21 protein-coding genes and 1 pseudogene are annotated in these 22,757 nt (G+C 66.5%); 13 read left to right on the plus strand and 9 right to left on the minus strand.

Features of this window, described 5'->3' with window-relative positions:
* Positions 1 to 52 precede the first annotated feature (52 nt).
* From ACWIEX_RS08400 to ACWIEX_RS08435, 8 genes and pseudogenes are all read right to left on the minus strand, one after another.
* Positions 53 to 871 (minus strand): annotated as a pseudogene (locus ACWIEX_RS08400) (ABC transporter permease); the annotation flags it as partial.
* The gene (locus tag ACWIEX_RS08405) at positions 868 to 1,821 is read right to left on the minus strand and encodes an ABC transporter permease (RefSeq protein ID WP_113587409.1); all 954 of its coding nucleotides are present in this window, start codon (positions 1,819 to 1,821) and stop codon (positions 868 to 870) included. The gene ACWIEX_RS08405 and the pseudogene ACWIEX_RS08400, both read right to left, overlap by 4 nt.
* Before the next feature lie 25 nt (positions 1,822 to 1,846).
* Entirely contained in the window at positions 1,847 to 3,418 is a 1,572-nt protein-coding gene (locus ACWIEX_RS08410; RefSeq protein WP_454032617.1) for an ABC transporter substrate-binding protein, read from the minus strand.
* A gap of 397 nt (positions 3,419 to 3,815) precedes the next feature.
* A complete protein-coding gene (locus ACWIEX_RS08415; protein ID WP_454032618.1) occupies positions 3,816 to 5,579 on the minus strand; it encodes a hydantoinase B/oxoprolinase family protein in 1,764 nt (587 codons plus the stop codon).
* Between the two features lie 10 nt (positions 5,580 to 5,589).
* Positions 5,590 to 7,635 carry a hydantoinase/oxoprolinase family protein gene (locus ACWIEX_RS08420; RefSeq protein WP_454032619.1) on the minus strand — a complete coding sequence of 682 codons (2,046 nt, stop codon included), beginning with the start codon at positions 7,633 to 7,635 and terminating at the stop codon, positions 5,590 to 5,592.
* A 30-nt stretch (positions 7,636 to 7,665) separates the two neighbouring features.
* The gene (locus ACWIEX_RS08425) at positions 7,666 to 8,796 is read right to left on the minus strand and encodes an NAD(P)/FAD-dependent oxidoreductase (RefSeq protein ID WP_454032620.1); all 1,131 of its coding nucleotides are present in this window, start codon (positions 8,794 to 8,796) and stop codon (positions 7,666 to 7,668) included.
* Entirely contained in the window at positions 8,793 to 10,193 is a 1,401-nt protein-coding gene (locus tag ACWIEX_RS08430; RefSeq protein WP_454032621.1) for an FAD-dependent oxidoreductase, read from the minus strand. Before ACWIEX_RS08430 ends, ACWIEX_RS08425 begins: the two co-directional genes overlap by 4 nt.
* The gene (locus tag ACWIEX_RS08435) at positions 10,190 to 10,486 is read right to left on the minus strand and encodes a (2Fe-2S)-binding protein (RefSeq protein WP_454032622.1); all 297 of its coding nucleotides are present in this window, start codon (positions 10,484 to 10,486) and stop codon (positions 10,190 to 10,192) included. The genes ACWIEX_RS08430 and ACWIEX_RS08435 overlap by 4 nt, the downstream gene beginning before the upstream one ends.
* Positions 10,487 to 10,666: 180 nt before the next feature.
* Between ACWIEX_RS08435 and ACWIEX_RS08440 the strand changes: the two genes are divergently transcribed.
* The 13 genes from ACWIEX_RS08440 to ACWIEX_RS08500 all read left to right on the plus strand — a co-directional run bounded on the left by ACWIEX_RS08440 (position 10,667) and on the right by ACWIEX_RS08500 (position 22,378).
* On the plus strand, positions 10,667 to 11,632 hold the full coding sequence (locus tag ACWIEX_RS08440) for a LysR substrate-binding domain-containing protein (protein WP_454032623.1): 966 nt from the start codon (positions 10,667 to 10,669) through the stop codon (positions 11,630 to 11,632).
* 37 nt (positions 11,633 to 11,669) lie between these two features.
* Complete coding sequence (locus ACWIEX_RS08445; protein ID WP_454032624.1) at positions 11,670 to 12,593, plus strand: LysR family transcriptional regulator; 924 nt, start codon at positions 11,670 to 11,672, stop codon at positions 12,591 to 12,593.
* A 216-nt stretch (positions 12,594 to 12,809) separates the two neighbouring features.
* A complete protein-coding gene (locus ACWIEX_RS08450; RefSeq protein ID WP_454032625.1) occupies positions 12,810 to 13,835 on the plus strand; it encodes an ABC transporter substrate-binding protein in 1,026 nt (341 codons plus the stop codon).
* A gap of 49 nt (positions 13,836 to 13,884) precedes the next feature.
* The gene (locus ACWIEX_RS08455) at positions 13,885 to 14,952 is read left to right on the plus strand and encodes an ABC transporter ATP-binding protein (RefSeq protein ID WP_454032626.1); all 1,068 of its coding nucleotides are present in this window, start codon (positions 13,885 to 13,887) and stop codon (positions 14,950 to 14,952) included.
* Entirely contained in the window at positions 14,945 to 15,817 is an 873-nt protein-coding gene (locus tag ACWIEX_RS08460) for an ABC transporter permease (protein WP_454032627.1), read from the plus strand. The genes ACWIEX_RS08455 and ACWIEX_RS08460 overlap by 8 nt, the downstream gene beginning before the upstream one ends.
* A gap of 11 nt (positions 15,818 to 15,828) precedes the next feature.
* A complete protein-coding gene (locus ACWIEX_RS08465; protein WP_454033484.1) occupies positions 15,829 to 16,623 on the plus strand; it encodes an ABC transporter permease in 795 nt (264 codons plus the stop codon).
* Between the two features lie 97 nt (positions 16,624 to 16,720).
* Entirely contained in the window at positions 16,721 to 17,857 is a 1,137-nt protein-coding gene (locus ACWIEX_RS08470; protein ID WP_454032628.1) for an NAD(P)/FAD-dependent oxidoreductase, read from the plus strand.
* Complete coding sequence (locus ACWIEX_RS08475; RefSeq protein WP_454032629.1) at positions 17,847 to 18,179, plus strand: (2Fe-2S)-binding protein; 333 nt, start codon at positions 17,847 to 17,849, stop codon at positions 18,177 to 18,179. The genes ACWIEX_RS08470 and ACWIEX_RS08475 overlap by 11 nt, the downstream gene beginning before the upstream one ends.
* Entirely contained in the window at positions 18,176 to 19,543 is a 1,368-nt protein-coding gene (locus ACWIEX_RS08480) for an FAD/NAD(P)-dependent oxidoreductase (protein ID WP_454032630.1), read from the plus strand. The genes ACWIEX_RS08475 and ACWIEX_RS08480 overlap by 4 nt, the downstream gene beginning before the upstream one ends.
* A 35-nt stretch (positions 19,544 to 19,578) precedes the next feature.
* The gene (locus ACWIEX_RS08485) at positions 19,579 to 19,938 is read left to right on the plus strand and encodes a RidA family protein (protein ID WP_454032631.1); all 360 of its coding nucleotides are present in this window, start codon (positions 19,579 to 19,581) and stop codon (positions 19,936 to 19,938) included.
* A 29-nt stretch (positions 19,939 to 19,967) separates the two neighbouring features.
* Positions 19,968 to 21,089 carry a mandelate racemase/muconate lactonizing enzyme family protein gene (locus tag ACWIEX_RS08490; protein ID WP_454032632.1) on the plus strand — a complete coding sequence of 374 codons (1,122 nt, stop codon included), beginning with the start codon at positions 19,968 to 19,970 and terminating at the stop codon, positions 21,087 to 21,089.
* A 202-nt stretch (positions 21,090 to 21,291) separates the two neighbouring features.
* Positions 21,292 to 21,978 carry a DUF2161 domain-containing phosphodiesterase gene (locus tag ACWIEX_RS08495; RefSeq protein ID WP_454032633.1) on the plus strand — a complete coding sequence of 229 codons (687 nt, stop codon included), beginning with the start codon at positions 21,292 to 21,294 and terminating at the stop codon, positions 21,976 to 21,978.
* 85 nt (positions 21,979 to 22,063) lie between these two features.
* Positions 22,064 to 22,378: an I78 family peptidase inhibitor gene (locus ACWIEX_RS08500; RefSeq protein ID WP_454032634.1), complete on the plus strand. Its 315-nt coding sequence runs from the start codon at positions 22,064 to 22,066 to the stop codon at positions 22,376 to 22,378.
* Between the two features lie 130 nt (positions 22,379 to 22,508).
* On the opposite strand, the gene rpmG is transcribed toward ACWIEX_RS08500, so the two are convergent.
* Complete coding sequence (gene rpmG / locus ACWIEX_RS08505; RefSeq protein ID WP_038367996.1) at positions 22,509 to 22,676, minus strand: 50S ribosomal protein L33; 168 nt, start codon at positions 22,674 to 22,676, stop codon at positions 22,509 to 22,511.
* Positions 22,677 to 22,757: the final 81 nt, after the last annotated feature.

Below are 22,757 nucleotides of genomic sequence, written 5' to 3' on the forward strand. Positions count from 1 at the left end.
CACCCGCGCTTTCCTTGCCCTCGGGCAGGCCTTTCAGCTTGGTCGTGCGGGGGTCGAACACGTCGCGCACCGCGTCGCAGAGCGCGTTGACGATGAAGATCGTCGTCACCAGCGCGGCGCAGGGCCAGACCAGGCCGAGCGGATTGATCTCCAGATAGGCGCGCGCGCCGCGGATCATCAGGCCCCAGGATGGTGTCGGCGGCACGATGCCGAGCCCGAGGAAGCTCAGTCCGGATTCGACGACGATCGCCGAGGCGACAACCAGCGAGAACTGCACGAAGAGCGGCGCGGCGATGTTGGGGAGGATCGTCCGCCGCAGGATGCGCGACGGGCCCGCGCCGATGGCGCGCATCGCCTCGACATATTCCTTCTGCTTGACGGCGCGGACCTCCCCATAGGCGATCCGGGCGAATTCCGGCGCATAGAAGACCGAGAGCGTGACGATCAGCGTCGCCGTGCCGGGGCCGGTCAAGGCGATGACCAGCAGAGCGAGCAGGATCGGCGGGAAGGACAGCATGAATTCCGCCGTGCGGACGGTGAGCACCTCGGCGATGCCGCCGAAATAGCCGCCGATCATGCCGGCGCTGATGCCGACGAGGGCCGCCACCGCGCCGGTCGCGAGAGCGACGCTGAGCGAGACCTGCGCGCCGTAGAGCAGCCGGCTCAGGACGTCGCGGCCGAACTCGTCCTGCCCCAGCCAATGTTCGGCCGAGGGCGGTGCCAGCCGCCCGCCGATATCCAGGGTCAGGGGGTCGTAGGGAGCGATCACCGGTGCCAGGACGGCGATCAGGATCAGGATGGACAGGGCGATCAGCGACGGCGCGAGATGGCGCGCCTTGGGATTCCGCCACAGGGTGAGCAAGCCGTTCATGACGCGCGCACCTGCGGATCGAGAACCGAATAAAGCACGTCGACGACGAGGTTGAGCAGGATGAACAGCGTCGCGGTGACCAGCACCACCCCCTGAACCTCGGGATAGTCCCGGTGCTCGACGGCCCTGACGAGGAAGCCGCTCATGCCCGGCCAGTTGAAGATGAACTCGACGAGGACGGTGCCGCCGAGCATCGAGCCCATCTGCAGGCCGGTCACCGTCAGGACGGGCCCCAGCGCATTGCGCACGACATGGCGGCGCAGGACGCGCGGTTCGCGCAGGCCCTTCGCCCGCGCCGTGCGCACCCAGTCCTGCTGGAGCACGTCGAGCACGGTGGAGCGCGTCATCCGGATGATGATCGCCGACAATCCGACGGCGACCGCCGTCGCCGGCATCAGCAGCAGCGTGAGATGCGTCGCCGGGGACTGGCTGAACGGCACGAATCCGCCGGCCGGCGCGATGCGCAGCAACAGCGCGAACACCAGGATGAACAGGGTGCCGAGCACGAAGGTCGGCACCGACAAGGCGAGGCTCGTCGCGGTACCCAGCACCCGGTCGATCCCGCGACCCCGGTTGCGCGCGGCCAGCACGCCGAGCGGGATTCCCACGAGCAGGGACAGGATCGTCGCCGCGCCGATCAGTTCGAGCGTGCGCGGCAGGCGTTGCGCGATGTTCTTCAGGACCGGCTCGTTGTCGAGGAAGCTCCTGCCGAGATCGCCACGTGCCAGGCGCGACAGATAGCTCGCATATTGCTCCGCGAGCGGGCGGTCGAGGCCGAGGCGCGTGCGCAGTTCGGCCGCGACGGCGGGGTCGGGCTTGCCGCCATCGGCTGAAAGCATGACCTCGACCGGATCGCCCGGCACGACATGCAGGATCATGAACACGGCGGTGGCGACCATGAAGATCATCACGGCGGCCACCGCGCATCTTTTCACAATGTAAGCGAGCATGATGCGGCTCTGTGCCTCTGCCCGCTCAGCCGACCGAGGCGGTGTCGAAGGCCATGCCGACCTGGTTGTTCATCTGGTCGGACAGCACCTTGAAGCCCTTGACCCGGTCGCTCACGCCCCAGCCCTGCGCCCTGAAATTGAGGAAGGTGACGGGAACGCTGTCGGCGACCGCACGCTGCAGATCGGCATAGATCTTCACGCGGGTTGCGGTGTCGCTCTCGTGGCGGCCCTTGTTCAGCAACGCGTCGAGCTTCGGGTCGGACAGTCCGAAGGAGCGGCGGTAGGAATCGGAGCCGGAGCCGAAGAAGGCGGTCAGATCGTCGGGATCGCCGAGGTCCGGCCCGCCGCCGTTGACGGCGAAATGATAGCGCCCTTCATTGCCCTGGCTGACCCGGACGCCCCATTCCGGCAGGCTGAGCTTCACCTGCATGCCGACAGCCGCCAGATGCTGCTGCATGATTTCGGCGATGTCCTTGTGGAAGCCGTAGGTGCTGGTCGCCAGCAGCGTCGCCTGCACGTTCTGGGCGCCGGCCTCCTTCAGCAGGCTCCGGGCGCGGTCGGGATCATAGGGCCAGAGATGCTCGAGCTCCGGGACGGCATAAGGCGAGCCGGCCGGCAGTGGCACCCCGTCCAGCACCTTGCCGGCGCCGAAGAAGGCCGCCTTGACGATGTCCTCGCGCTTGACGGCGTGAGCCACGGCGCGGCGCACCTTCGGATCGGTGAACGGCCCCTCCTTCAGGTTGAAGACCACGTACATGAACGAGCCGAGCGAGTTCTGGAGCGTCAACCCCTTGGTCTGCGAGAGACCCTTCATGCTCTGCCACGGGACATATTCGATGATGTCGACGTCGCCGGCGTTCAGGGCCGCGATGCGCAGGCTGTCATCGGGATAGGCGACGAAGCGGACGGTCTCGGTCGCGGGCTGGCCGGGCCGGTAGAAATCGGTCCTCGCCTTGAAGGTCAGCGATACGCCCTTTTCCGAACTTGCCAGCCTGTAGGGGCCAGCACCGATCATCGCATCGGCATCGTCCATCTTCCCGGCGAAGACGATCGGCGCCATCTGCCCGGCCAGCGCCAGGATGAAGGACGGCGTCGGCTGCTTGAGCACGATGCGGACCGACTTCGGGTCCTCGACCGTGATCGTCTCGACCGCCTGGAAGGCCTGCCGGACATAGGCTGTGGATTTGGCGCCCCGGATGGCGTCGAACGAGGCCTTGACGTCCTCCGCCGTCACCGGTTCGCCGTTCTGGAAGGTCGCGTTCGGGCGGAGCTTGAAGCGATAGGTCCGGGGATCGGGCTGCTCCCAGGACGCGGCGAGTTCGGGCTGCACCGCCCCCTTCTCGTCGAAGCAGAGGAGCCCACGGAACAACAGGGCCTTGACCGTCACCGCGGCCTGGCCGGACCAGTCGAAGGGACGCAGGTTCGGCGGATAGGCCGACAAAGCGTAGGTGATCGTACCGGGGGCGGCTGCGTTTGCGGCCTTCGACAAGGCTGCGGGAACGAGCAGGCCGGCACCGAGCGCTGCGCCACCCTGCAGGAACTGACGACGGTCCGTCGCGAAATGCCGGCCGTCCAACTTGTTTCGATTGTTCGCCATAACCCTCTCCTTTTTTGTTTTTCGCTGGAATTGCGGGATCGCCGCGCGGCGGGACCAACATTCCATTGCAAGTGAGCCGTGTTCGGCTTCGGCAGATATCGACGGGTGCCATTCGGCCCACCGCTACGAAGCTCCCCTTTGGAAGCCGCAGGCGGCTGGATCAGCGGGGCCTGCGCGCAGGGCCTTCGATTGCGCCCCGAACCAAAGTCCTCATCTTCAACCCATAAGTCCAAGTCGAAAATTCTGGATTGGTATTCCTCAAGTTATAGATATTGCAGCGAAGCCGAGTCCGTGGCCCGAGCGCTAGGACGCTCGGGGCTTGAAATGAGACTCGCTGGAGACGTCGGTGTGTCCCGCTGAACCCTGAGGCCGCAGCGGGATCTGCGATCGCGACCGACTATGCGGCCGACTTCCTGCGCCCCTCCCGGAGAAGCGTCAGAGCCTGGTCGACCAGCGCGTGGCCATATCCGGCCCGTGCGTGCTCTTCGGTCATGATGTCGTTGAGCAGATCGGTTGCGATCAGCGCGACCGGCCGCTCGGTCGGATTCCCGAAGCCGCCGCCGCCCGGCGTGGCGATGCGCACCGTTTCGCCGGCGTCGATCAGGAGCTGGGCGATCTTCGAGGGAAGCGCCTGCTCGCGTCCCGTTCCGGGGTTGCGGGTGACGCGGCCCACGCCGCCATGCCCGCCGCCTTCCGCACCGGGCGCACCGGCCTTGTGCCGGTCCGAGCGCGCTTCGAGATTGGTCCTGTCGTGCAGCGCCCGCACCGTGCGGGCGATGCCCATGCCGCCGCGCCAGCGGCCGCAGCCGGCGGAATCCCGGACCAGTGTGTATTCCTCCACATGCAGCGGGAATTCGTTCTCCATCGCCTCCGTCGGCAGGTTGAGCGAGTTGGTGACATGGACATGAACCCCGTCCATGCCGTCGCCGTCGCAGCGCCCGCCACCGCCGCCGCCGACCGTTTCGCCGCAGATATAGAAGCTGCCGTTCTCGGGGCGGTGGCCGGAGAAGCCGAAGGAGGGCAGCACGTCATAGGCCGAGGCGATCCGCGTGCCCGGGTCGACCAGTGGCTGGAAGGCGCCGAAAATCGCTCCGGCGAGCCGCTGGCAGGCGATGGTGCGCGAGCCGACCGGCGCGGGCGAGCGCGGATTGACGATGGTGCCTTCCGGCGCCCTGAGCACGATCGAATCCATCATGCCGGAATTAGCCATGAGCTCGGGATCGAGCAGCGCCTTGACGCAGTAATAGGCCGTGGCCCTGAGCGCGTTCTCGGCAATGTTGATCGCGCCCCGCGCCTCCGGCCCGCTGCCGGAGAGATCGATCACGAGCTTGCCGTCCTCGACGCTGACGGCGGCGCAAAGCGGCACCATCTCGCCGTCGGGCAGGCCGTCATCGTCGAGCCAGGCCGTGAAGCGGCTGGGCGCCCCCGCCGCGAGCCCGGCGATGCGCAGGTCGAGCCGGCGTTTCGTATAGGCGAGAAGGTCGTGGATGCGCGCCTTGAAGCCGTCCACGCCCATCCTGCGAACCAGTTCCAGCGCCGCATCGGAGCCCCGCGCATTGGTCGCGATCTGGACCCGCAGGTCGAGCAGGCGCTCTTCCGGGAGGCGCGAATTCAGCGCGATCAGGTTGAGCAGGTCCTCGTCGACCTCGCCCTCGCGGCAGACGCGCATCACCGGGATGCGCAGCCCCTCCTCGAAGATCGAGCGGGCCGTCGGCGAGGTCGAGCCCGGCACGGCGCCGCCGACATCGGTGTGATGGCCGATATTGACGACGAAGGCGATCAGCTCATCGCCCTGAAACACCGGGGTGCCGACCGCGATATCGGGCAGATGGGTGCCGCCGGCGGCATAGGGATCGTTGGAGATGAAGGCGTCGCCGGGCCGGATTTCGTCACGCGGATAGCGCTTGAGCAGCCCTTCGACCACGCCCATCAGCGAGCCGAGATGGACCGGGATATGCGTCCCCTGCGCCACCAGCCGGCCCTTGCCGTCGAACAGCCCGACCGAGAAGTCGCGGCGCTCCTTGATCTGTGCCGAGAAGGACGAGCGCATCATGTTGATCGCCATGGTCTCGGTGATCGAGAGCAGGCGGTTGGCGAAGACCTCCATCGCGATCGCATCGAAACCGGCGATCGACCCGGCAGCTCTGTTGGACATCGTCATGATCGGGTCCTCAACGCTGCAGCGTGATATGGATGTTGCCGGAGCCGTCGACCTCGGCGCTCTGATCAGGGAGGACGACGGTCGTGCCGCTCATCTCCTCGACGATCGCAGGCCCCTCGAACGGCACGCCGGCGGGCAGGAGCGCGCGCCGATAGATCGGGGTGTGGACCCAGCCGCGCTCCGGACCGAGATAGACCTGGCGCGTCTCGATCCGGGCGGCATCGAGCGACGAACCCTGCACGGGAGCGACGCTCTCGCCCTTCCTGACATGGCAGACCGCCTTGAGCCGGACATTGACGACCTCGATGTCGCGCCCCTCCAGGCTGTAGCCGAACTGGTCGGCATGGGCGCGATGGAAGCTGCTCGCGAATGCGTCGAGCGCGTCCTCGCTCAGCGTGTCGAGAGGCACCGGGATGTAGTGGCTCTGGCCGCGGTAGCGTGCATCGAGGGTGAAGTGCAGTTCCTTGGCCGCATCGGGAATGGCTTCCGTGGCGAGCCAGGCGCGTCCGGCCGCGGAGAGTTCGGCGCCGAGCGCGACGAGCTCGGCCCAGCTCTCTTCGTTCACGCGGATGAGGGCCGTGCGGACATAGTCGCGGCTGAGATCCGACAGCAGGACGCCGCGTGCGCAGAGCGTGCCGGGTTCCTGCGGGACGACAATCTTGTTGAGGCCGCATTCCTCCGCGACGTCGGCGGCGTGCAGGGGGCCGGCGCCGCCGAAGGCGAAGAGCGTGAAACCGGCGAGATCGTGCCCGTGCTCGATCGAGACCGAGCGGATCGCCCGGCTCATATTGGCGGTGGCGATGCTGACGACGCCATGCGCAGCGTCCTCGACGGAGATGCCGAGCGGATCGGCGATCTGGCTGCGGATCGCCGCATAGGCCAGGCCGCGATCGACCTTCATCCGTCCTTCGAGCAGCGCCACGGGGTTCAGCCGTCCGAGCACGATATTGGCGTCGGTCAGCGTGACCTCGGTGCCGCCGCGCAGATAGGAGATCGGCCCCGGCATCGCGCCGGCGCTGGTCGGTCCCACCTTCAGCGCGCCGGCATCGTCGAGCCGCGCGATGCTGCCGCCGCCGGCGCCGATGACATGGATGTCGACCATCGGCATCCTGACCGGATGCCCCGCGACCAGCCGGCTGGAGGTGAACTGCGCCCGTCCGCCGGTGATCAGCGACACGTCGGTGCTGGTGCCGCCGACGTCGAAGGTGATGATCTCGCTCTCGCCGATCTCGGCGCCGATCCGGGCCGAGCCGATCACCCCGGCTGCCGGCCCTGACAGGCAGGTCAGCACCGGCAGTTCCTCGACGGTCTGCACCGGCAGGAGCCCGCCATTGGAATGGAAGGTCAGCGGCTCGACCTTGATGCCGCAGGCCGCGATCTTCTCGCGCAGCCGGTGCAGGTATTTCTGGGTATGCGGGCCGACATAAGCGTTCAGCACGGTCGTCGAGAACCGTTCATACTCGCGGAATTCGGCGACGACCTCGGAGGAGACGCTGACATAGAGTTCGGGCGCGACACGCTTGATCAGGTCGCGCACCGCCCGCTCGTGCTCGGGATTGCGGTAGGAGTGCAGGAAGCCGATCGCGACCGCCTTGACGCCGCTGTCCCGTAGCTGGACGACGAGCTTCTCCACGGCCGCGAGATCCGGTGTTGTCAGCGCGGTCCCGGTCTTGTCGAGACGCTCCTCGACCTCGACCCGGCGATGCCGCTCGACCAGTTCCGTGGGCTTGCGCACCGACCAGTCGAACAGCGAGGGCCGGGTCTGGCGGCCGATCGCCAGCACGTCGCGAAAGCCCTTGGTGGTCAGGAGGCCGGTCGGAACGCCGCGCCGCTCGATCACCATGTTGGTGGCGACGGTGGTGCCATGGCCGACATAGCCGACATCCTCCGGCGAGACCGCGTTGAGTTCGAGCATCTCGACGATGCCGGACGCGATCGCCCGCGAGGGGTCGTCCGGCGTCGACGGCACCTTGTGGAAAGCGGTCGGGCCACCCTCCGTATTGACCATGACGAAGTCGGTGAATGTCCCGCCCACGTCCACACCGATCCGATACATGTCGCCTTCACTCCCTGTGTTTGTCGGGCATCACGCCGCCGCGCGCTGCGCCATCAGCCGCCTGGCGCCGAAGCCCTCGATCGATCGTCCTGTACTGCCGTGGATGACGAGATCGGCCATGATCGCGCCGACCACCGGCACGAGCTGAAAACCGTGTCCCGAGAAGCCGAAGGCGTGAAAAGCCCCCTTCGCGTTCGGCGAAGCGCAGATCACCGGCAGGTGATCCTTCGTCGTGGCCTCCATGCCGGCCCAGGTCCTGACGATGCGCAGCGCGCTGATCGAGGGAAACAGATCCGTCGCGGCGCGCGCCCCCTTGGCGAGCTCCTGGAAGTCGACGAAGCTCTTCTGGGCCTCGATATCGGCCCGGCCCTGCAGGCCGCCGCCGATGACCAGCGTTCCCTGTTCGGATTGCTTGAACGAGAGCGGCCGCCCGACGATGCTGATCACGGGCTTGAGCAGCGGCGCGATGCGCTCGGTGACGATCATCATCGAGGCCTTGAGCCCGAGCTGGATGTCGTCGCCCAGCATCGCGGCGATCTTGCCCGCCCAGGCACCGGCGGCATTGACCACCGTCGGCGCGACGAAATCCCCGGCAGGCGTGCGCAGGCGCCAATCATCCCCGGCCTGTTCGATCGCATCGACCCCGACGCCCTCGTGGATCGTCACGCCCGCCGCCTCGGCGCTCTTTCGGAACGCCAGCAGGGTCCGGTGCGGGTCGGCGGCCCCGTCGCGCCGGGCGATCAGGGCACCCACGCAGTGCGGCGAGATCGCCGGCACGAGCTTCAGCAGCTCGGCTCGGTCGATCAACTCCTCATGCGCGTATCCGGCCTCCCGCATGCGGGCGAGGCGGCTCTCGAGCCTGGGCAGGTGGTGCGCGTGTTCGGCGATATTGAGCTGGCCATGGGCGTGGAAGCCGCAGCTGTCTCCGACGATCCCTGCGATGCCGTGCCACATCTCCATGGCTTCGAGGGAGATCGGGATCTCGGCGGGATCGCGATTGAGCGTGCGGACACCGGCAGCGCTCGCTCCCGATGCGTGACGCCCGACCCAGGATTTTTCGAGGATCGTGACGCGGCGACCTGCGCGCGCCAGATGCAAAGCGGCCGACAGGCCGTGAAGCCCCCCGCCGATGACGAGCGTGTCGATGGCTTTCCCGCTCATCGCACGGAATCCATCATGTCGAGCGCGGCGAGCTCGCCCAGCGTGACCGGCTTGAGCGGCGGGCGGACCCTGTAGAGCCCGAGATCGGGCACGGCCCGGCCTTCGGCGGCCGCAAGCACATGGGCGACCGTGTAGCCGCACTGGCGACCCTGGCATGGGCCCATGCCGGCGCGGGTGAAGGCCTTGACCTGGTTCGGCCCGGGCCGGTTGGCGCTGACCTGCTCGCGGATCGCCGCGACGCGAACCTCCTCGCAGCGGCAGGCGATTGTATGGTCCGGAGGAATGAACACAGCCGCTCGCGGGCGATAGTAGCGATCGAGGAACGCGCGCGGCGACAGCGCCTGCGCCAGGCGGGAGCGGATCGGCTTCGCGAGGTTTTCCGCTGCCGCGTCGGACAGCCGGCCCGTGCTGGCCGCGATCCCAAGGGCTGCGAGTTCGCCCCGCAGACAGGCGGCCCTGGCGCCGCCGATGCCTGCCCCGTCTCCCGCGACGAAGACATGCCGCTCCGATGTCTCCCCCCAGCCGTCCAGTTCGGGGGCGAAGCTGTCCTGCTCGCTGTTCCAGACGTGCCGGCAGCCGAGTGCGAGGGTCGGGTGGATCGTCGGGACGAGGCCTTCATGGACGAGCAGAAGGTCAGCCGGAACAGTCGCGGCGCGGCCGTCGGCGGTGACGTAGCGGATGCTTTCGAGCCCGTGCTCGCCGATCGCCTCGATCGCGGCGACATGCCGGACATAGGGAACCTGCCGCCTGAGCCGGATGATCCAGCCCAGCCCCTTCACGAGATCGCCCGGCGCGCCGAACAGGGCCGCGGGCAATGTCGTCATGGCTGCCACGGCCCGCCCGGGCGGCGTGGTATCGAGGAAGCCGGCGATCTCTCCGCCGGCCTGCAGAAGCTGGACCGCGTAGAGCAGCGGAAGCGGACCAGAGCCGGCGATCCAGACCGGCTTGTCGGGAACCTGGCCCGAGGATTTCAGGACGATCTGGGCCGCGCCGACCGTCATCACGCCTGGCAGCGTCCAGCCGGGGAAGGGCATCGGGCGTTCCTGCGCGCCCGTCGCCAGCAGCACGCGATCGGCTGTGACGGAGCTGGCGGAGCCGCCGCGGCGCAGGAAGGCGCGGGCTCCCGCCTCGACATGCCAGACCTGCGTGCCCGGCTCATAATCGACACCGCTGGCGCGAAACTGACGGACCACGGCGGCGCCTTCGGCATAGGCCTTGCCGAGAAGGTCAGCCCGCGCGGTTGCGGCCACGGTCTCGATATTTCGCCAGATCTGCCCGCCGGGCGAGGGCTGTTCATCGACGACGAGCACATCCAGACCATGCCGCTTCGCCATGATGGCCGCCGACATTCCGGCCGGCCCGGCCCCGACGACGAGGAGATCGACATGCCGGCTCATGATGTCACGTCCGGCCGGCCCTGCTGGCGCTCGATACGCATGCCCTCGCGAACCGGAGCGAGGCAGGTCTGGACCGACGACACGCCGTCGACCACCGCGAGGCAGTCGAAGCACACGCCCATCATGCAGTAGGGGGCACGCCGCGCGCCCGAAACCGGCGTCGTCCGCGCCCAGAACGGCGCCTGCCGCAGGAGCACGGCTGCAACGCTTTCACCGGCGATGGCGAGGACGGGATGTCCATCGACATAGACCGTCAGCGAACCGCCCGTGTCCTGATCCAGCTTCCTGAACATGAAAATGCCTTCCGGGTATCTCGACGCGGAGCCGCGGCTCTTAACGGCCGGTCGCCAGGGGCCGCGATCCGGCCCGGGAACCGGCCGAGGCGCGCCTTGCCGCCTCGAAATGCCTCGTCAGCCTTGAGCCACGCATGATGTTCCCTCCGTGTTGACGACGGTAGGGAGCGGCATACTATTATGTCCAATAGAAATCTGACCGCACTCTATTCCCAGAGTTATGGTATGCCCCGCGCGCTCAACCTGAGGCAGATCGAGATCTTCAAGGCCCTGATCGAGCACGGCACGGTCAGCCGCGCGGCCGAGGCGCTCTACATCTCGCAGCCGGCCGCGAGTAAGCTCCTGATGCAATTGGAGAAGGACAACGGTCTCAAGCTTTTCGACCGCTACAAGGGCCGGCTGGTCCCCACCGCGCAGGGCTTGCGGCTGCATGAGGAGGTCGCCCGGATCTTCGTCGGGGTGCGTCAGGTCGAAAGCGCGATCGGCTTGATCAAGCGCGAGGATCAGGGACGCCTGGTCGTGGGCGTGATCCCGGCGCTCAGCGGCGCCTATATCCAGCGCACCACGATGAGCTTCCTCAAGCGCAATCCGAATGTCTATTGCTGGATCAAGTCACCCAGCTCGCAATGGATTCCCGAATATGTCCTGACGCGCGTCCTCGACATCGGGATCGTCACCGCACGCGTCGAGAACCCGTTCATCGTCACCGAACCGCTGTTCGAGCACCCGCTGCTCTGCATCATGCCGCTGGGGCATCCGCTCGCCGAGCGCAAGGTCGTCCGCCCCGATGATCTGAACGGCGTCCCGTTCGTCGCCTTCAACACGGAAACCTATACGGGGCAGAAGGTTTCGGCGATGTTCGACGCCTACAATGTTCGGTCCAATGTCGTCCTGACGGCCGATTCGAATTCGACGCTTTGCCATTTCGTCGCAGCCGGCCTCGGCGTGTCGCTCGTCCATCCCCTCTTCATTGCCGGCGTGGAAAAGCAGGTGGTCGTCAGGCCGTTCGAGCCGACCATACCGCTGGACTTCCTGGTCTGCTTCGGGCGCGATGCCCGGAATCTCCCGCTCATCTCGGAATTCGCGACCGAAGCCAGGATGATGGCGACCAGCTTCGTCGACGATCTCGCGAAAAGCTGGAGCTGAACCCGTTCACGACATCGCCTTAAGGGAGCGCAAGGGAGTGCGGTTTTCTCACATCGAGGCCTTTCGCGCGGTCATGATCACCGGATCGACCACGGCCGCCGCCCGGATTCTCCACACGTCGCAGCCGAATGTGAGCCGCTCGATCGCGCAACTGGAAAAGGCCGTGGGGTTGCAGCTCTTCGAGCGAATGCCGGGAAAGGTCGTGCCGACGACGGACGGCCTGTCGTTCTTCAACGAGGTTCAGCGCAGCTTCCACGGCCTCCGGCGGTTGGAGGAGGCGGCAAACCGGATTCGCCGCTTCAGCGGAGGCCTTCTGCGGATCGGATCGATCCAGACCCTGGCACATGGCTTGATCCCGCGCTCGATCAAACGATTTGCCGAAATCTATCCGGAAACCGGCATTTCGATTCATGCGGGACATTCGGCGGCGGTCTCGCAATGGGTGGATGAAATGTCCTGCGATGTCGGAATCGTATCCCATCTCTACGAGAATTACGGGTTTTCCAGCGAGGAGCTCTACAGCGTCGACGGGGTCTGCCTGATGCCGGCGGAGCATCGCCTGGCCGGCAAGGCGGCGGTGCGCCCGGCCGATCTCGCCGACGAGCCCTATATCTCCTTCGCGCAGAACGACCACGGCCGTTCGAACGTCGACGAGGTGTTCTCGAAGGCCGGCATCGATCGGCGCATCACCCTGGAAACGCCGTTCAGCACCATTACTTGCGCGCTGGTCGCGCAAGGGCTCGGCGTGGCGATCGTCAATCCGCTCGCGGCGCAGGACTACCGGCATCTGGGCGTCGTCATGCGTCCCTTCCGCCCCTCGATCAAGCATGAAGCCCGGCTGATCTATCCGAAGGGGCGTCCGGAAAACCGTTTGGTCGCAAGCTTCATCGAAATCCTCAAGGCCGTGACGATGGAGGAGAAGGCAGCCCTCTCGGCCGTGCGGGAGCGCGGCGAAAAATAGCGAAAACCGCGCCGGAACGGGCGTCGATCTGCTCCTGGAAATCCGCCTGGAAATCCGCGACGGCTAAAGGCGAGGCCTATATCATAACTGCATAGACCCCCGGTGTATTTCTATTTGCTCTAATGACAGGCGGTTCATAGCCTGCCTGCTCATGAGATCGTGGCGCGGGAGGAGCGCGCGCCGCATCTCAGATCAGATAAAAAATTCGGAGGGGTCATGAATCGATTTCGTAATCTTTTGCTGGCGGGAACCCTGGTCGTTGCTTCCCCCGCATTGGCTCAGCAAACCATGTATGTCGCCGGCCCCGGCGGCAGCACGCAGAAACTCTTCCAAACCCAGATCATTCCCGCGTTCGAAACCAAGCATAACGTCAAGATTACTTACGTTCCCGGGATTTCGAGCGAGATCGTCGCGAAGCTGCAGGCCCAGGCCGGCAAGCAGGAGATCAATGTCGCCATCTTCGATGACGGGCCGCTCTATCAGGCGATCCAGTTCGGCTATTGCGACAAGCTGAGCGACGCCCCGATCTACAAGGATATCTATCCGTTCGCCCAGTTCGGCGGAAACGGCATCGGGGTCGGGCTGGTGGCGACGGGCATCGCCTACAATGCGGCGAACTACAAGAAGAAGGGTTGGCCGGCGCCGACCTCCTGGAAGGACCTGACCGACAGGAAACTGGAGGGGCGCCTGACCGCCTCCTCGCTGTCCGGCACCTACGGGGTCCATACGCTCGTGATGTTCGCCCGCATCAACGGCGGCGACGAGAGCAATATCGAGCCCGGCTTCGACTCCATCCGGAAATCGCTGGCGCCGAACGTCCTGAGCTGGTCTTCCTCGCCCGCGAAGCTCGCCGAAATGTTCCAGAACAACGATGTCGACGTGGCCGTTTGGGGCAGCAGCCGCGCGATCGCACTGAAGAACACCGGCTTCCCGATGGAATTCGTGTATCCGAAGGAGGGGACGCCTGCGCTCGTGCTCGGCGCCTGCCCGGTGGTCCAGAACAGCCTTCCCGAAGCATCGCAGGCCTTCCTGCAATATCTCGTCACGCCCGAGATCCAGGCGAAGCTGGCCACGGAAGGCTTCGGCCCCACCAATCGCCAGACCAGGCTGGATGACAAGCTGGCCGCGCAGGTCCCCTATGGCGATGAGCGCGTCGGCAGGATGATCTCGGTCAAGTGGAGCGAGATCAACAAGAACCGCGCCGAGTGGACCAATCGCTGGAACCGCACGATCGAGAGATAAGGGCGCGAGCGCCCGATCTCCGCAGCCGTCGAAGCGAAGGCCCATCGAAATGAGCAGTTTGTCTCTGCGCGCCCTGTCGAAGAGCTATGGCCCGGTCCAGGCCGTTCGCGGCGTGGACCTGGATGTGAACGAAGGCGAATTCCTCTCGCTGCTCGGCCCATCGGGCTGCGGCAAGACGACGACCCTGCAGATGGTGGCGGGCTTCGTCCCGCCGACGACGGGGAGCATCGTCGTCGACGGACAGGATCTGACCAGTATCGCGCCGGAGAAGCGCGACATGGGCGTCGTCTTCCAGAGCTATGCGCTCTTTCCGCATATGAACGTGGCCCAGAATATCGGCTTCGGCCTCGAAATGCGCCGGGTCGAGCGCGGTGAGCTGAAGCGGCGGGTCGAGGAGGCCTTGGCGATGGTCCGCCTGGCCGGTCTCGAGGGACGTTATCCCAGCGAGCTGTCCGGTGGCCAGCGCCAGCGTGTCGCCATCGCCCGCGCCCTGGCCATTCGTCCGCGGGTTCTCCTGCTGGACGAGCCGATGTCGAATCTCGACGCCAAGCTACGCGGCGAGATGCATGTCGAGCTCCGCTCCCTGCAGCGGCGGCTCGGCATCACTGCGATCCTCGTCACGCACGATCAGGTCGAGGCGATGACGATGAGCGACCGGATCGCCGTCATGACGAATGGCGGGATCGCGCAGCTCGGCACGCCGCAGGAGGTCTACGACAGGCCGGCATCGCAATTCGCTTCGAGCTTCCTGGGGCACACCAACGTGCTGAGCGGGCGGATCGAAAGCCGGATCGCCGACGAGGCGACCGTCCGGGTCGGACCGACCTCGTTCCGGACCAGGGTCGCGAAAGATCAGGCGGGCCCCGAGATCGCCGTGTTCGTCCGCCCGGAGCGCCTGCGCCTAGGTTCTCCGGACCAGGCCACCCTGCGGGGCTGCGTCAGCACCCGCCTGTTCCTCGGCGGGTCGTGGATCTACGAAATCGAGACCGAACTCGGCATGCTCCGTATCACCCAGCAGAATACCGGGACGGTGCAGCCCGAGGAGGGGGAAACGATCGGGGTGAGCTGGAACGCCGAAGATCTGCGCGTCATCGCGACGGAGCGTTCCCATGGCTAGCTCGACCCACCAGACCAGCCGCGGCCTGCCCTGGCTGCTCTCGCTGCCGGCTCTCGCGCTCTTTCTCGCCTTGCTGGCCATTCCGCTGGTTCTGACTGCGATCCTGTCCTTCAATGCCTTTGACGGCATGCGCGGCATCCAGCAGACCTATGGTTTTGGCAACTATCTCGAAATCCTGCTCGACGGCTACTACCGGGAAATCTTCCTGCGGACGGGCGGGATGGCGCTCGCCGTCACGCTGATCTGCATCGTCCTCGGGGTGCCCGAGACCCTGATTCTCGCCAAGATGAAGCCGGTCTGGCGCGGCACCTTCTTCGTCGTGATCCTCGGACCGCTGCTGATCTCCGTCGTCGTTCGCACGCTGGGCTGGTCGGTGCTGCTCGGCAGCCAGGGCGTGGTGAACACGGTGCTTCGCGGGCTCGGCCTGGTGGACGAGCCGATCCGGCTGCTGTTTTCGATGACGGGCGTCATCATCGTCCTGACCCATGTTTTCCTGCCCTTCATGGTGATCGCCGTGTGGAGCGCCATGCAGCGCCTCGACGGGCAGATCGAGCATGCGGCGCGCTCGCTCGGCGCGGGACCTTTCACCACCTTCCGCCGCATCATGCTGCCGCAGCTGATGCCCGGCATCCTGTCCGGAGCCATCATCGTCTTCGCCCTGGCGGCATCGGCCTATGCCACCCCGGCGATCATCGGCGGGCGCAGGGTCAAGGTCGTCGCCACCACGCTCTACGACGAATTCTTCAACTCGCTGAACTGGCCGCTCGGAGCCGCGATCGCGGTGCTCCTGCTGCTTGCCAACATCCTGATCATCGTCGGCTGCAACCGGCTCGTCGAGCGGCGTTTCAAGCAGGTGTTCGCATGAGCGGCCGGGATATCGCGAAGAACGGACCGCTGGCGCTGGTCTTCCACACGCTGCTGACCGTGTTCATCCTGGCACCGCTGGTCGTGGTGATGCTGGTCTCGCTCTCCGACAAGGAATACCTGTCGATGCCCTTCGACGGCATGTCGCTGCGCTGGTACCGGGAAATCCTGGCGGCACCGGAACTCATCAGCGCGTTCTGGCTGTCGATCTGGCTCGGTCTGGCCTCGGCGACATTGGCGACGATCGTCGCGGTGCCCGCGGCGCTCGCGATCGCCCGTCATCGGTTTTTCGGACGCGACGGGTTGATGGCGTTCCTGATGTCGCCGTTGATGATCCCCCATGTCGTGCTTGGCGTCGCCTTCCTGCGCTTTTTCTCGATCATGGAGTGGACCGGCTCCTTCGTGGCCCTGGTGCTCGTCCACGCGATCACCGTCGTACCGTACTCGCTGCGGCTGACGCTCGCCGCCGTGATCGGGCTCGAACGTGACGCGGAGACGGCCGCCCGCTCGCTCGGAGCCTCGCGAGCGGTCGCCTTCCGTCGCATCCTGCTGCCGCTCATCCTGCCGGGCGTCGCGGCGGGATGGGTGCTCGCCTTCATCCAGAGCTTCGACGAGGTCACGATGACGATCTTCGTCGCGACACCCGGAACCACGACGCTGCCCGTCGCGCTCTACAACCGCATATCCCAGCTCACGGACCCGGTGACGACGTCGGTCTCCACCATCCTGATCCTGGGAACGATGGCCTTCATGTTCATCCTCGACCGCATGGTCGGCCTGGACAGGGTTCTCATCGGAAAGAAATAGCCGAAACGACCGTCCCGACCGGCCGCCCGATCGGCGCCGGCAGGACAGTTGCGCCCGAAATTCGAGACGAAAGCCGGCCTGGACCGGAGTTGCGGACATGAGCAGCCAGACGATGACGGTGGTAGGAGGCGGGCTTGTCGGGGCCGCCATTGCCTACGGAGCGCTGCGGGCCGGAATGCGCGTGCGCGTTCTCGACCAGGGAGATACCGCGTTTCGCGCCTCGCGCGGCAATTTCGGCCTGGTCTGGGTCTCGAGCAAGGGCGGCAAGATGCCCCGCTACGCCAGCTGGAGCCGCGATGCGCTGAAGCTCTGGCCGAACCTGCAGAAGGAACTGGTCGATCTGACCGATGTCGACGCCGGTCTCGAACAGCCGGGAGGCTTCTGGCTGGGCTTCAACGATGCCGATGTCAGGGCGCGCGCCGATCTTCTGGAACGGATCGATCGCGAGGTCGGCGGCATCCCCTTCAAGATGATGGACCCCTCCGAGCTCCGGCAATATCTCCCCGGGATCGGGCCCGCCGTGGTGGGCGGGAGCTTCTGTCCGCTCGATGGCCATGCCAACCCCCTGATGCTGCTGCGCGGCCTGCACGCCGCGCTTCGCCAGCGCGGGGCGGATGTGATCACCGGCGTCGACGTTGTCGAGATCCGGCACGATCCCGCCAACGGGTGGTTCGAGGCGGTCTCGCAGGATCGCCAGAGCTGGAAGAGCGACCGGATCGTGCTGGCGGCAGGGCTTGGCAATGCCGGATTGGCCTCGCAGGTCGGCCTGCACGCGCCCGTCGCATCCACCCGCGGCCAGGTTCTCATCACCGAGCGGCTGAAGCCGTTCCTCGACTACCCCACGAACAAGTGCCGGCAGACGCGGGAGGGCAGCGTCCAGATCGGTTCGACCTCCGAGGATGTCGGCCTCGACGACGGCACGACGACCGACAAGATCGAGGTGCTGGCACGCCGCGCGGTCGAAACCTTTCCGGCATTGGCGCGCGCCCGGCTCGTGCGGGCGTGGGGCGCCCTGCGGCCGCTGACCCCGGACGGTTACCCGATCTATCAGGAATCTGCGTCCTGCCCGGGGGCCTTCCTCGCCACCAGCCATAGCGGCGTCACGCTCGCGGCGGCCCATTGCTACGTCGTCGGCCCCTGGATGGCCGGTCTCTCGCAGGTGCCGGCCGGTTTCGAGGTGTTCACCGGCGATCGCTTCCTGGACGCCGATGCGAGCTTCTCCCATGACCATTGAACCGCTCTTCACCGTGCCGGACGCGCCGGCTGGCGCCTCGGTCACGATCGTCTTCGAGGGCACGCCCTTGCGGGTTCCAGCCGGCATCACGGTTGCCGCGGCCCTGCTCGTCGGCGGCATCAGGGAATTCCGGTCGAGCGTCGTCGGCGGCGTTCCGCGCGCGCCTTACTGCATGATGGGCGTCTGCTTCGAATGTCTCGTGGAGATCGACGGGGTGCCGGCGCGGCAAAGCTGCCTGATCCCCGTCCGCGAGGGGATGGTCGTCGCGCGCCAGCTCGGAGCGGCCCAACTCGATGCCTTCAGCCCCGGAGAAGAGCCATGAACGCTGCTGCGGCGGATCTCGTCGTCGTGGGCTGCGGGCCGGCGGGCATGGCTGCGGCCTGCGAGGCGCGCGCTCTCGGTCTCTCCGTGATCGTTCTCGACGAACAGCCGGCGCTCGGCGGGCAGATCTATCGCAACATCGAAGCCGCGCCCGCCGATCGCATCGCGGTTCTCGGCAAGGATTACGAAGCCGGCCGCAGTCTCGCGACCGAGTTCCGCAACAGCGGTGCCGGGCATCTGCATGGAGCGACCGTCTGGAACGTCGCGCAGAACGGTGCCGTGGACTATGTCGCGGATGGACGATCGCGACAGGTCGTCGGCAAGGCCGTGCTGCTCGCCAGCGGCGCCATGGAACGGCCGTTTCCGATCAAGGGTTGGACTCTTCCCGGCGTCCTGGGGGCAGGCGCCGCGCAGATCCTGCTGAAAGGCTCCGGCGCTCTGCCCAGCGGGCCGGTCGTCCTGGCTGGTTGCGGGCCGCTGCTCTACCTCCTCGCCTGGCAATATCTCCGTGCCGGCGTGACGATCGCGGCCATCGTCGATACGACGGCAGGGTCTGGCTATCTGGGTGCCATAAGGCACGGTCCCGGCGCCATGCGCGGCTGGCGCGATCTCGCCAAGGGCCTCAAGCTGATCGCGACGCTGCGCCGGCACGGCGTCAGGTTCCATTCAGGTGCAAGCGATCTCGCGATTGAGGGCGAGCGGCAAGCCGAGGGCCTGTCTTTTGTCCATCGCGGCCGGCGGGTGACGCTGCCTGCGTCGCTGGTCCTGCTGCATCAGGGCGTCGTCCCGAACACGCAGCTGTCGTGGTCGACGGGCGCGGCCCATCGCTGGGACGGCGAGCAGCTGTGCTGGTTGCCCGAGACGGACCGTTGGGGCCGGCTGGGCGAAACGCTGCTCTACGTTGCAGGAGACAGCCGGGCGATCGTTGGTGCGCAGGCATCGGCGACCCAGGGGAGGCTGTCGGCGCTCGCCATCGCCGAGCGTACCGGCCGCGCCGTCGACGCCAGCCGGCGCGCGGCGCTGCTGGCTCTATTCGAACGGCAAAGCCATATCCGGCGCTTCCTGAACAGCCTCTACCGGCCGGCCGATGCGAACCGCATCCCGCGTGACCCTGCGGTCATCGTCTGCCGGTGCGAAGAGGTCACGGCTGGGCAGATCCGCGGCTATGTCGAGCTCGGCTGCCGCGGCCCGAACCAGACCAAGGCGTTCGGCCGCTGCGGAATGGGGCCCTGTCAGGGGCGACTGTGCGGATTGACGGTGACGGAGATCATCGCCGAGGCGCGCGGCGCCAGCCCTGACGACGTGGGCTACTACCGCATCAGGGCGCCGATCAAGCCGGTCATGCTCGGCGACTTCGTCGATTGAATTCCCGCCCCCGATTTCACCACGAGGAGAAGACCATGAACGACATCGTCCGCATCGAAACCGATCCGCGCCGCAGCCGCGTCGTCGTCTACAACGGCGTCGTCTATGTCGGCGGCATGACCGCCGACGATCGCAGCCAGGACATCAAGGGGCAGACCCGGCAGACGCTCGAAAAGATCGAGCAGTTCCTTGCCAAGGCGGGAACCGACAAGAGCCGCGTCCTGACCGCGCAGATCTGGATCAAGGACCTCGCGCGCGATTTCGAAGGCATGAACGAGATCTGGAATGCCTGGACCGCACCGAACGCCGCGCCGACCCGTGCGACGGCTCAATGCGAGATGGGCGCGCCTGACGTTCTCGTCGAGATCATCGTGACGGCCGCGGCCGGCCGGTAATCTCACGGAGCAGGCGCAGGGGACGGGCCATGAAGATCGCCGAATTGCGAACCTATGTGCTCGCGGATGCCAACAAGCATTACCTCTACGCGGCCATCCAGACCGACCGGGGCATCGTCGGTTTCGGCGAGGCGACGCTCGACCATCGCTGGCCGTCTGTCGCCGCCGGTATCGAGGAAGGCTTTCGGGCCATAGCGGGGCAAGACCCGACCACGGTCGCGAAGCATTGGGCACTGCTCAAGGACAAGGTCTATTGGGGCGAGGGCGCCAGCAGCATGGCTGCTCTCGCCGCGATCGACCAGGCGCTGTGGGACATCACCGGCAAGGCTTACGGCCTGCCGGTGCACAAACTCCTCGGCGGCGCCGTGCGGGATCGCGTCGGGGTCTACCTGAATCAGTGGTGGGCCGGATACCGATCGACGCAGGACCTGATCCGGAAGGCGCAGGACGCGGTTTCGCGCGGCGCCACCGCCCTGAAATGGTATCCGTTCGGGACCGCCGATCAGCTCCAGTATCGCGTTCGGCAGCACGACGTGCCGAAAGCGGTGGCGGAGGTGCGGGCGGTTCGCGACGCCGTCGGCCCGTCGATCGGGTTGATGGTCGATCTCTGGCGCCGGCTCGACTGGGCCTCGGCGGCGCAGTTCTGCTCCGGCGTGGCCGATTGCGACCTCGTCTTCGTCGAGGAACCGACCGAGTTCCAGAGCGCGGACGCGCTCGTACGGCTGTCATCGGCCACGCGGACCCGCATCGCCTTCGGAGAAAGGCTGCATTCCCGCCGGCAGTTCGCGGAGATCATCGAGCGGCAGGCGGTCGGGCTGGTGCAACCCTCGATCATCCGCGTCGGAGGGTTGACCGAGGCCGTCAAGATCGCCAACGCCGCCGAGACCTACAATATCGGCGTCGTGCCGCATAATCCGCACGGACCCGTCGCGATCGCCGCATCGGTGACGCTGGCGGCGCTGGCAACCAATTTCGTGATCCTCGAATCCTACGAGAACGACAATCCGCCCTCGCGCAGCCAGTTCGTCCGGCAGGGGCCGATGATCGTCGGAGACAGCTATCAGGTGCCGGAAGCGCCCGGGCTTGGCGTCGACATCGACGAGATGGCGCTGGCAGGGCTGGCGATCGCGACGCGGGTGGTGCGTGCCTGAGGACGCGACGAAGGAAAGCTGCTTTCAGCGGCTTGCCGCAAGACGGTCCCAGGCGGTCGAGATGAAAGCAGCCCCCTCTTTTGCAAAAGGCGGCTCGCGACCTGCTGACTTGTGACGGCCAAAATCCCGGCCGGCCCCGGCCCGTTTGCCTCTCCGAAACGACTGTCTGGCATCTATGCCGTTCTGTTGTCCGGAGGTGGATGTGGAAACATCGCTCTATCTGCCCGTCAAGCGCTTCCTCGAAGGGCTCGGCTACGCCGTGAAGGGCGAGATCGGGCATTGCGATCTCGTCGGCCTGCGCGACGATGATCCGTCCGTCGTGGTGATCGGCGAGCTGAAGCTGAGCTTCAATCTCGAACTCATCCTGCAGGGCGTCGACCGGATGAGCCTCGGCGACGAGATCTGGCTCGCAGCCCAGCTCTCCGCCAGGGGCAAGGGGCGCGAAAGCGATCCGCGCTATCGCAACCTCTGCCGGCGACTCGGCTTCGGATTGCTCGGCGTCTCCAAATCCGGAGATGTCGATATCCTGGTGTCTCCGGTGGCACCCACGCCGCGCAAGGACCCGCGCCGGCGCTCGCGGCTGGTGGATGAGCACAAGCGCCGCCAGGGCGATCCGGCGCTGGGCGGCGGCACGCGCAGGCCGATCATGACGGCCTATCGCCAGCAGGCGCTGGCCTGCGCCGCGGCGATGGCCGGGGAGCCGAAGCGACCGCGCGATCTCAAGCCCTCCTGCCCGGACGCCCAGAAGATCCTGCATCGCAACGTCTATGGCTGGTTCGAGCGTTCCGGGCGCGGCGTCTACGCGCTCACCGAGGCCGGCCGCAGCGCCTTGGCGACATGGCGGGCTCAGCTCCCGGCGAGCCCGGAGGCGGCGGGCCTCGCGGCCTGAGCATAGCCATCCCCTTGCCACGGCTCCGCCTCAACGCGATCGTAGAGCCTCACGCGATCGTTCGGATGGTCTGAAAGGGGTTGTGATGATGGCGCAGAAATGTCTGGCGGCTGGGGTGCTGTCATTGGCCGCCTTGACGCTGGCGGCCTGCCAGAGCGATGCGCAGCAGGCTCCGATGGGAACTGCGCCCGGCTTGCCCGGCGCGTGCAGCGAGGATGCGGCCGAGGCGTTGGCGGGCAAGGCCCGCATTGGCGATGCCGAGGCCCAGCAGGCCACCGGCGCAACCATCGTGCGGCAGATTCGGCCGGGGCAGGGCGTGACCATGGACTACCGCAAGGAGCGGGTGACCATCGAGACCGATCCGAAGACCGGCAGGATCATCCGCGCCTATTGCGGCTAGCAGCGAAGCGGCGGCGTCTCCAAGCCTTGGGCTGCCGCCAATTCCGCCTCCGCTGCGCTAAACCTCAAAACGAAAAAACCGCCCGAAAGGGCGGTTTTTCAAAGCGAAATCAGATCGGGAGGCTATGGCCTCACTTGATCTTGGTTTCCTTGAACTCGACGTGCTTGCGCGCGACGGGGTCGTACTTCTTCTTCGACATCTTCTCGGTCATCGTACGCGAGTTTTTCTTCGTCACGTAGAAGAAGCCGGTGTCGGCGGTCGAAAGCAGTTTGATCTTGATCGTCACGGCCTTGGCCATGGGTCTATCCTCGAGCCATGCGGGCCAGAGGCCCTCGGAAAAGAAAATGGCCGGGCGAACCCGGCAAACCGTCAGCGCGGG

The sequence above is a fragment of the Allobosea sp. NPDC055353 genome, from assembly GCF_053644975.1.

Excerpts from the sequence above, each read along its gene's own strand:
- ACWIEX_RS08405 (WP_113587409.1), bottom strand. The coding sequence starts at position 1,821 with ATGCTCGCTTACATTGTGAAAAGATGCGCGGTGGCCGCCGTGATGATC.
- ACWIEX_RS08410 (WP_454032617.1), bottom strand. The coding sequence starts at position 3,418 with ATGGCGAACAATCGAAACAAGTTGGACGGCCGGCATTTCGCGACGGAC.
- ACWIEX_RS08415 (WP_454032618.1), bottom strand. The coding sequence starts at position 5,579 with ATGACGATGTCCAACAGAGCTGCCGGGTCGATCGCCGGTTTCGATGCG.
- ACWIEX_RS08420 (WP_454032619.1), bottom strand. The coding sequence starts at position 7,635 with ATGTATCGGATCGGTGTGGACGTGGGCGGGACATTCACCGACTTCGTC.
- ACWIEX_RS08425 (WP_454032620.1), bottom strand. The coding sequence starts at position 8,796 with ATGAGCGGGAAAGCCATCGACACGCTCGTCATCGGCGGGGGGCTTCAC.
- ACWIEX_RS08430 (WP_454032621.1), bottom strand. The coding sequence starts at position 10,193 with ATGAGCCGGCATGTCGATCTCCTCGTCGTCGGGGCCGGGCCGGCCGGA.
- ACWIEX_RS08435 (WP_454032622.1), bottom strand. The coding sequence starts at position 10,486 with ATGTTCAGGAAGCTGGATCAGGACACGGGCGGTTCGCTGACGGTCTAT.
- ACWIEX_RS08440 (WP_454032623.1), top strand. The coding sequence starts at position 10,667 with ATGTCCAATAGAAATCTGACCGCACTCTATTCCCAGAGTTATGGTATG.
- ACWIEX_RS08450 (WP_454032625.1), top strand. The coding sequence starts at position 12,810 with ATGAATCGATTTCGTAATCTTTTGCTGGCGGGAACCCTGGTCGTTGCT.
- ACWIEX_RS08455 (WP_454032626.1), top strand. The coding sequence starts at position 13,885 with ATGAGCAGTTTGTCTCTGCGCGCCCTGTCGAAGAGCTATGGCCCGGTC.
- ACWIEX_RS08460 (WP_454032627.1), top strand. The coding sequence starts at position 14,945 with ATGGCTAGCTCGACCCACCAGACCAGCCGCGGCCTGCCCTGGCTGCTC.
- ACWIEX_RS08470 (WP_454032628.1), top strand. The coding sequence starts at position 16,721 with ATGAGCAGCCAGACGATGACGGTGGTAGGAGGCGGGCTTGTCGGGGCC.
- ACWIEX_RS08475 (WP_454032629.1), top strand. The coding sequence starts at position 17,847 with ATGACCATTGAACCGCTCTTCACCGTGCCGGACGCGCCGGCTGGCGCC.
- ACWIEX_RS08480 (WP_454032630.1), top strand. The coding sequence starts at position 18,176 with ATGAACGCTGCTGCGGCGGATCTCGTCGTCGTGGGCTGCGGGCCGGCG.
- ACWIEX_RS08485 (WP_454032631.1), top strand. The coding sequence starts at position 19,579 with ATGAACGACATCGTCCGCATCGAAACCGATCCGCGCCGCAGCCGCGTC.
- ACWIEX_RS08490 (WP_454032632.1), top strand. The coding sequence starts at position 19,968 with ATGAAGATCGCCGAATTGCGAACCTATGTGCTCGCGGATGCCAACAAG.
- ACWIEX_RS08500 (WP_454032634.1), top strand. The coding sequence starts at position 22,064 with ATGATGGCGCAGAAATGTCTGGCGGCTGGGGTGCTGTCATTGGCCGCC.
- rpmG (WP_038367996.1), bottom strand. The coding sequence starts at position 22,676 with ATGGCCAAGGCCGTGACGATCAAGATCAAACTGCTTTCGACCGCCGAC.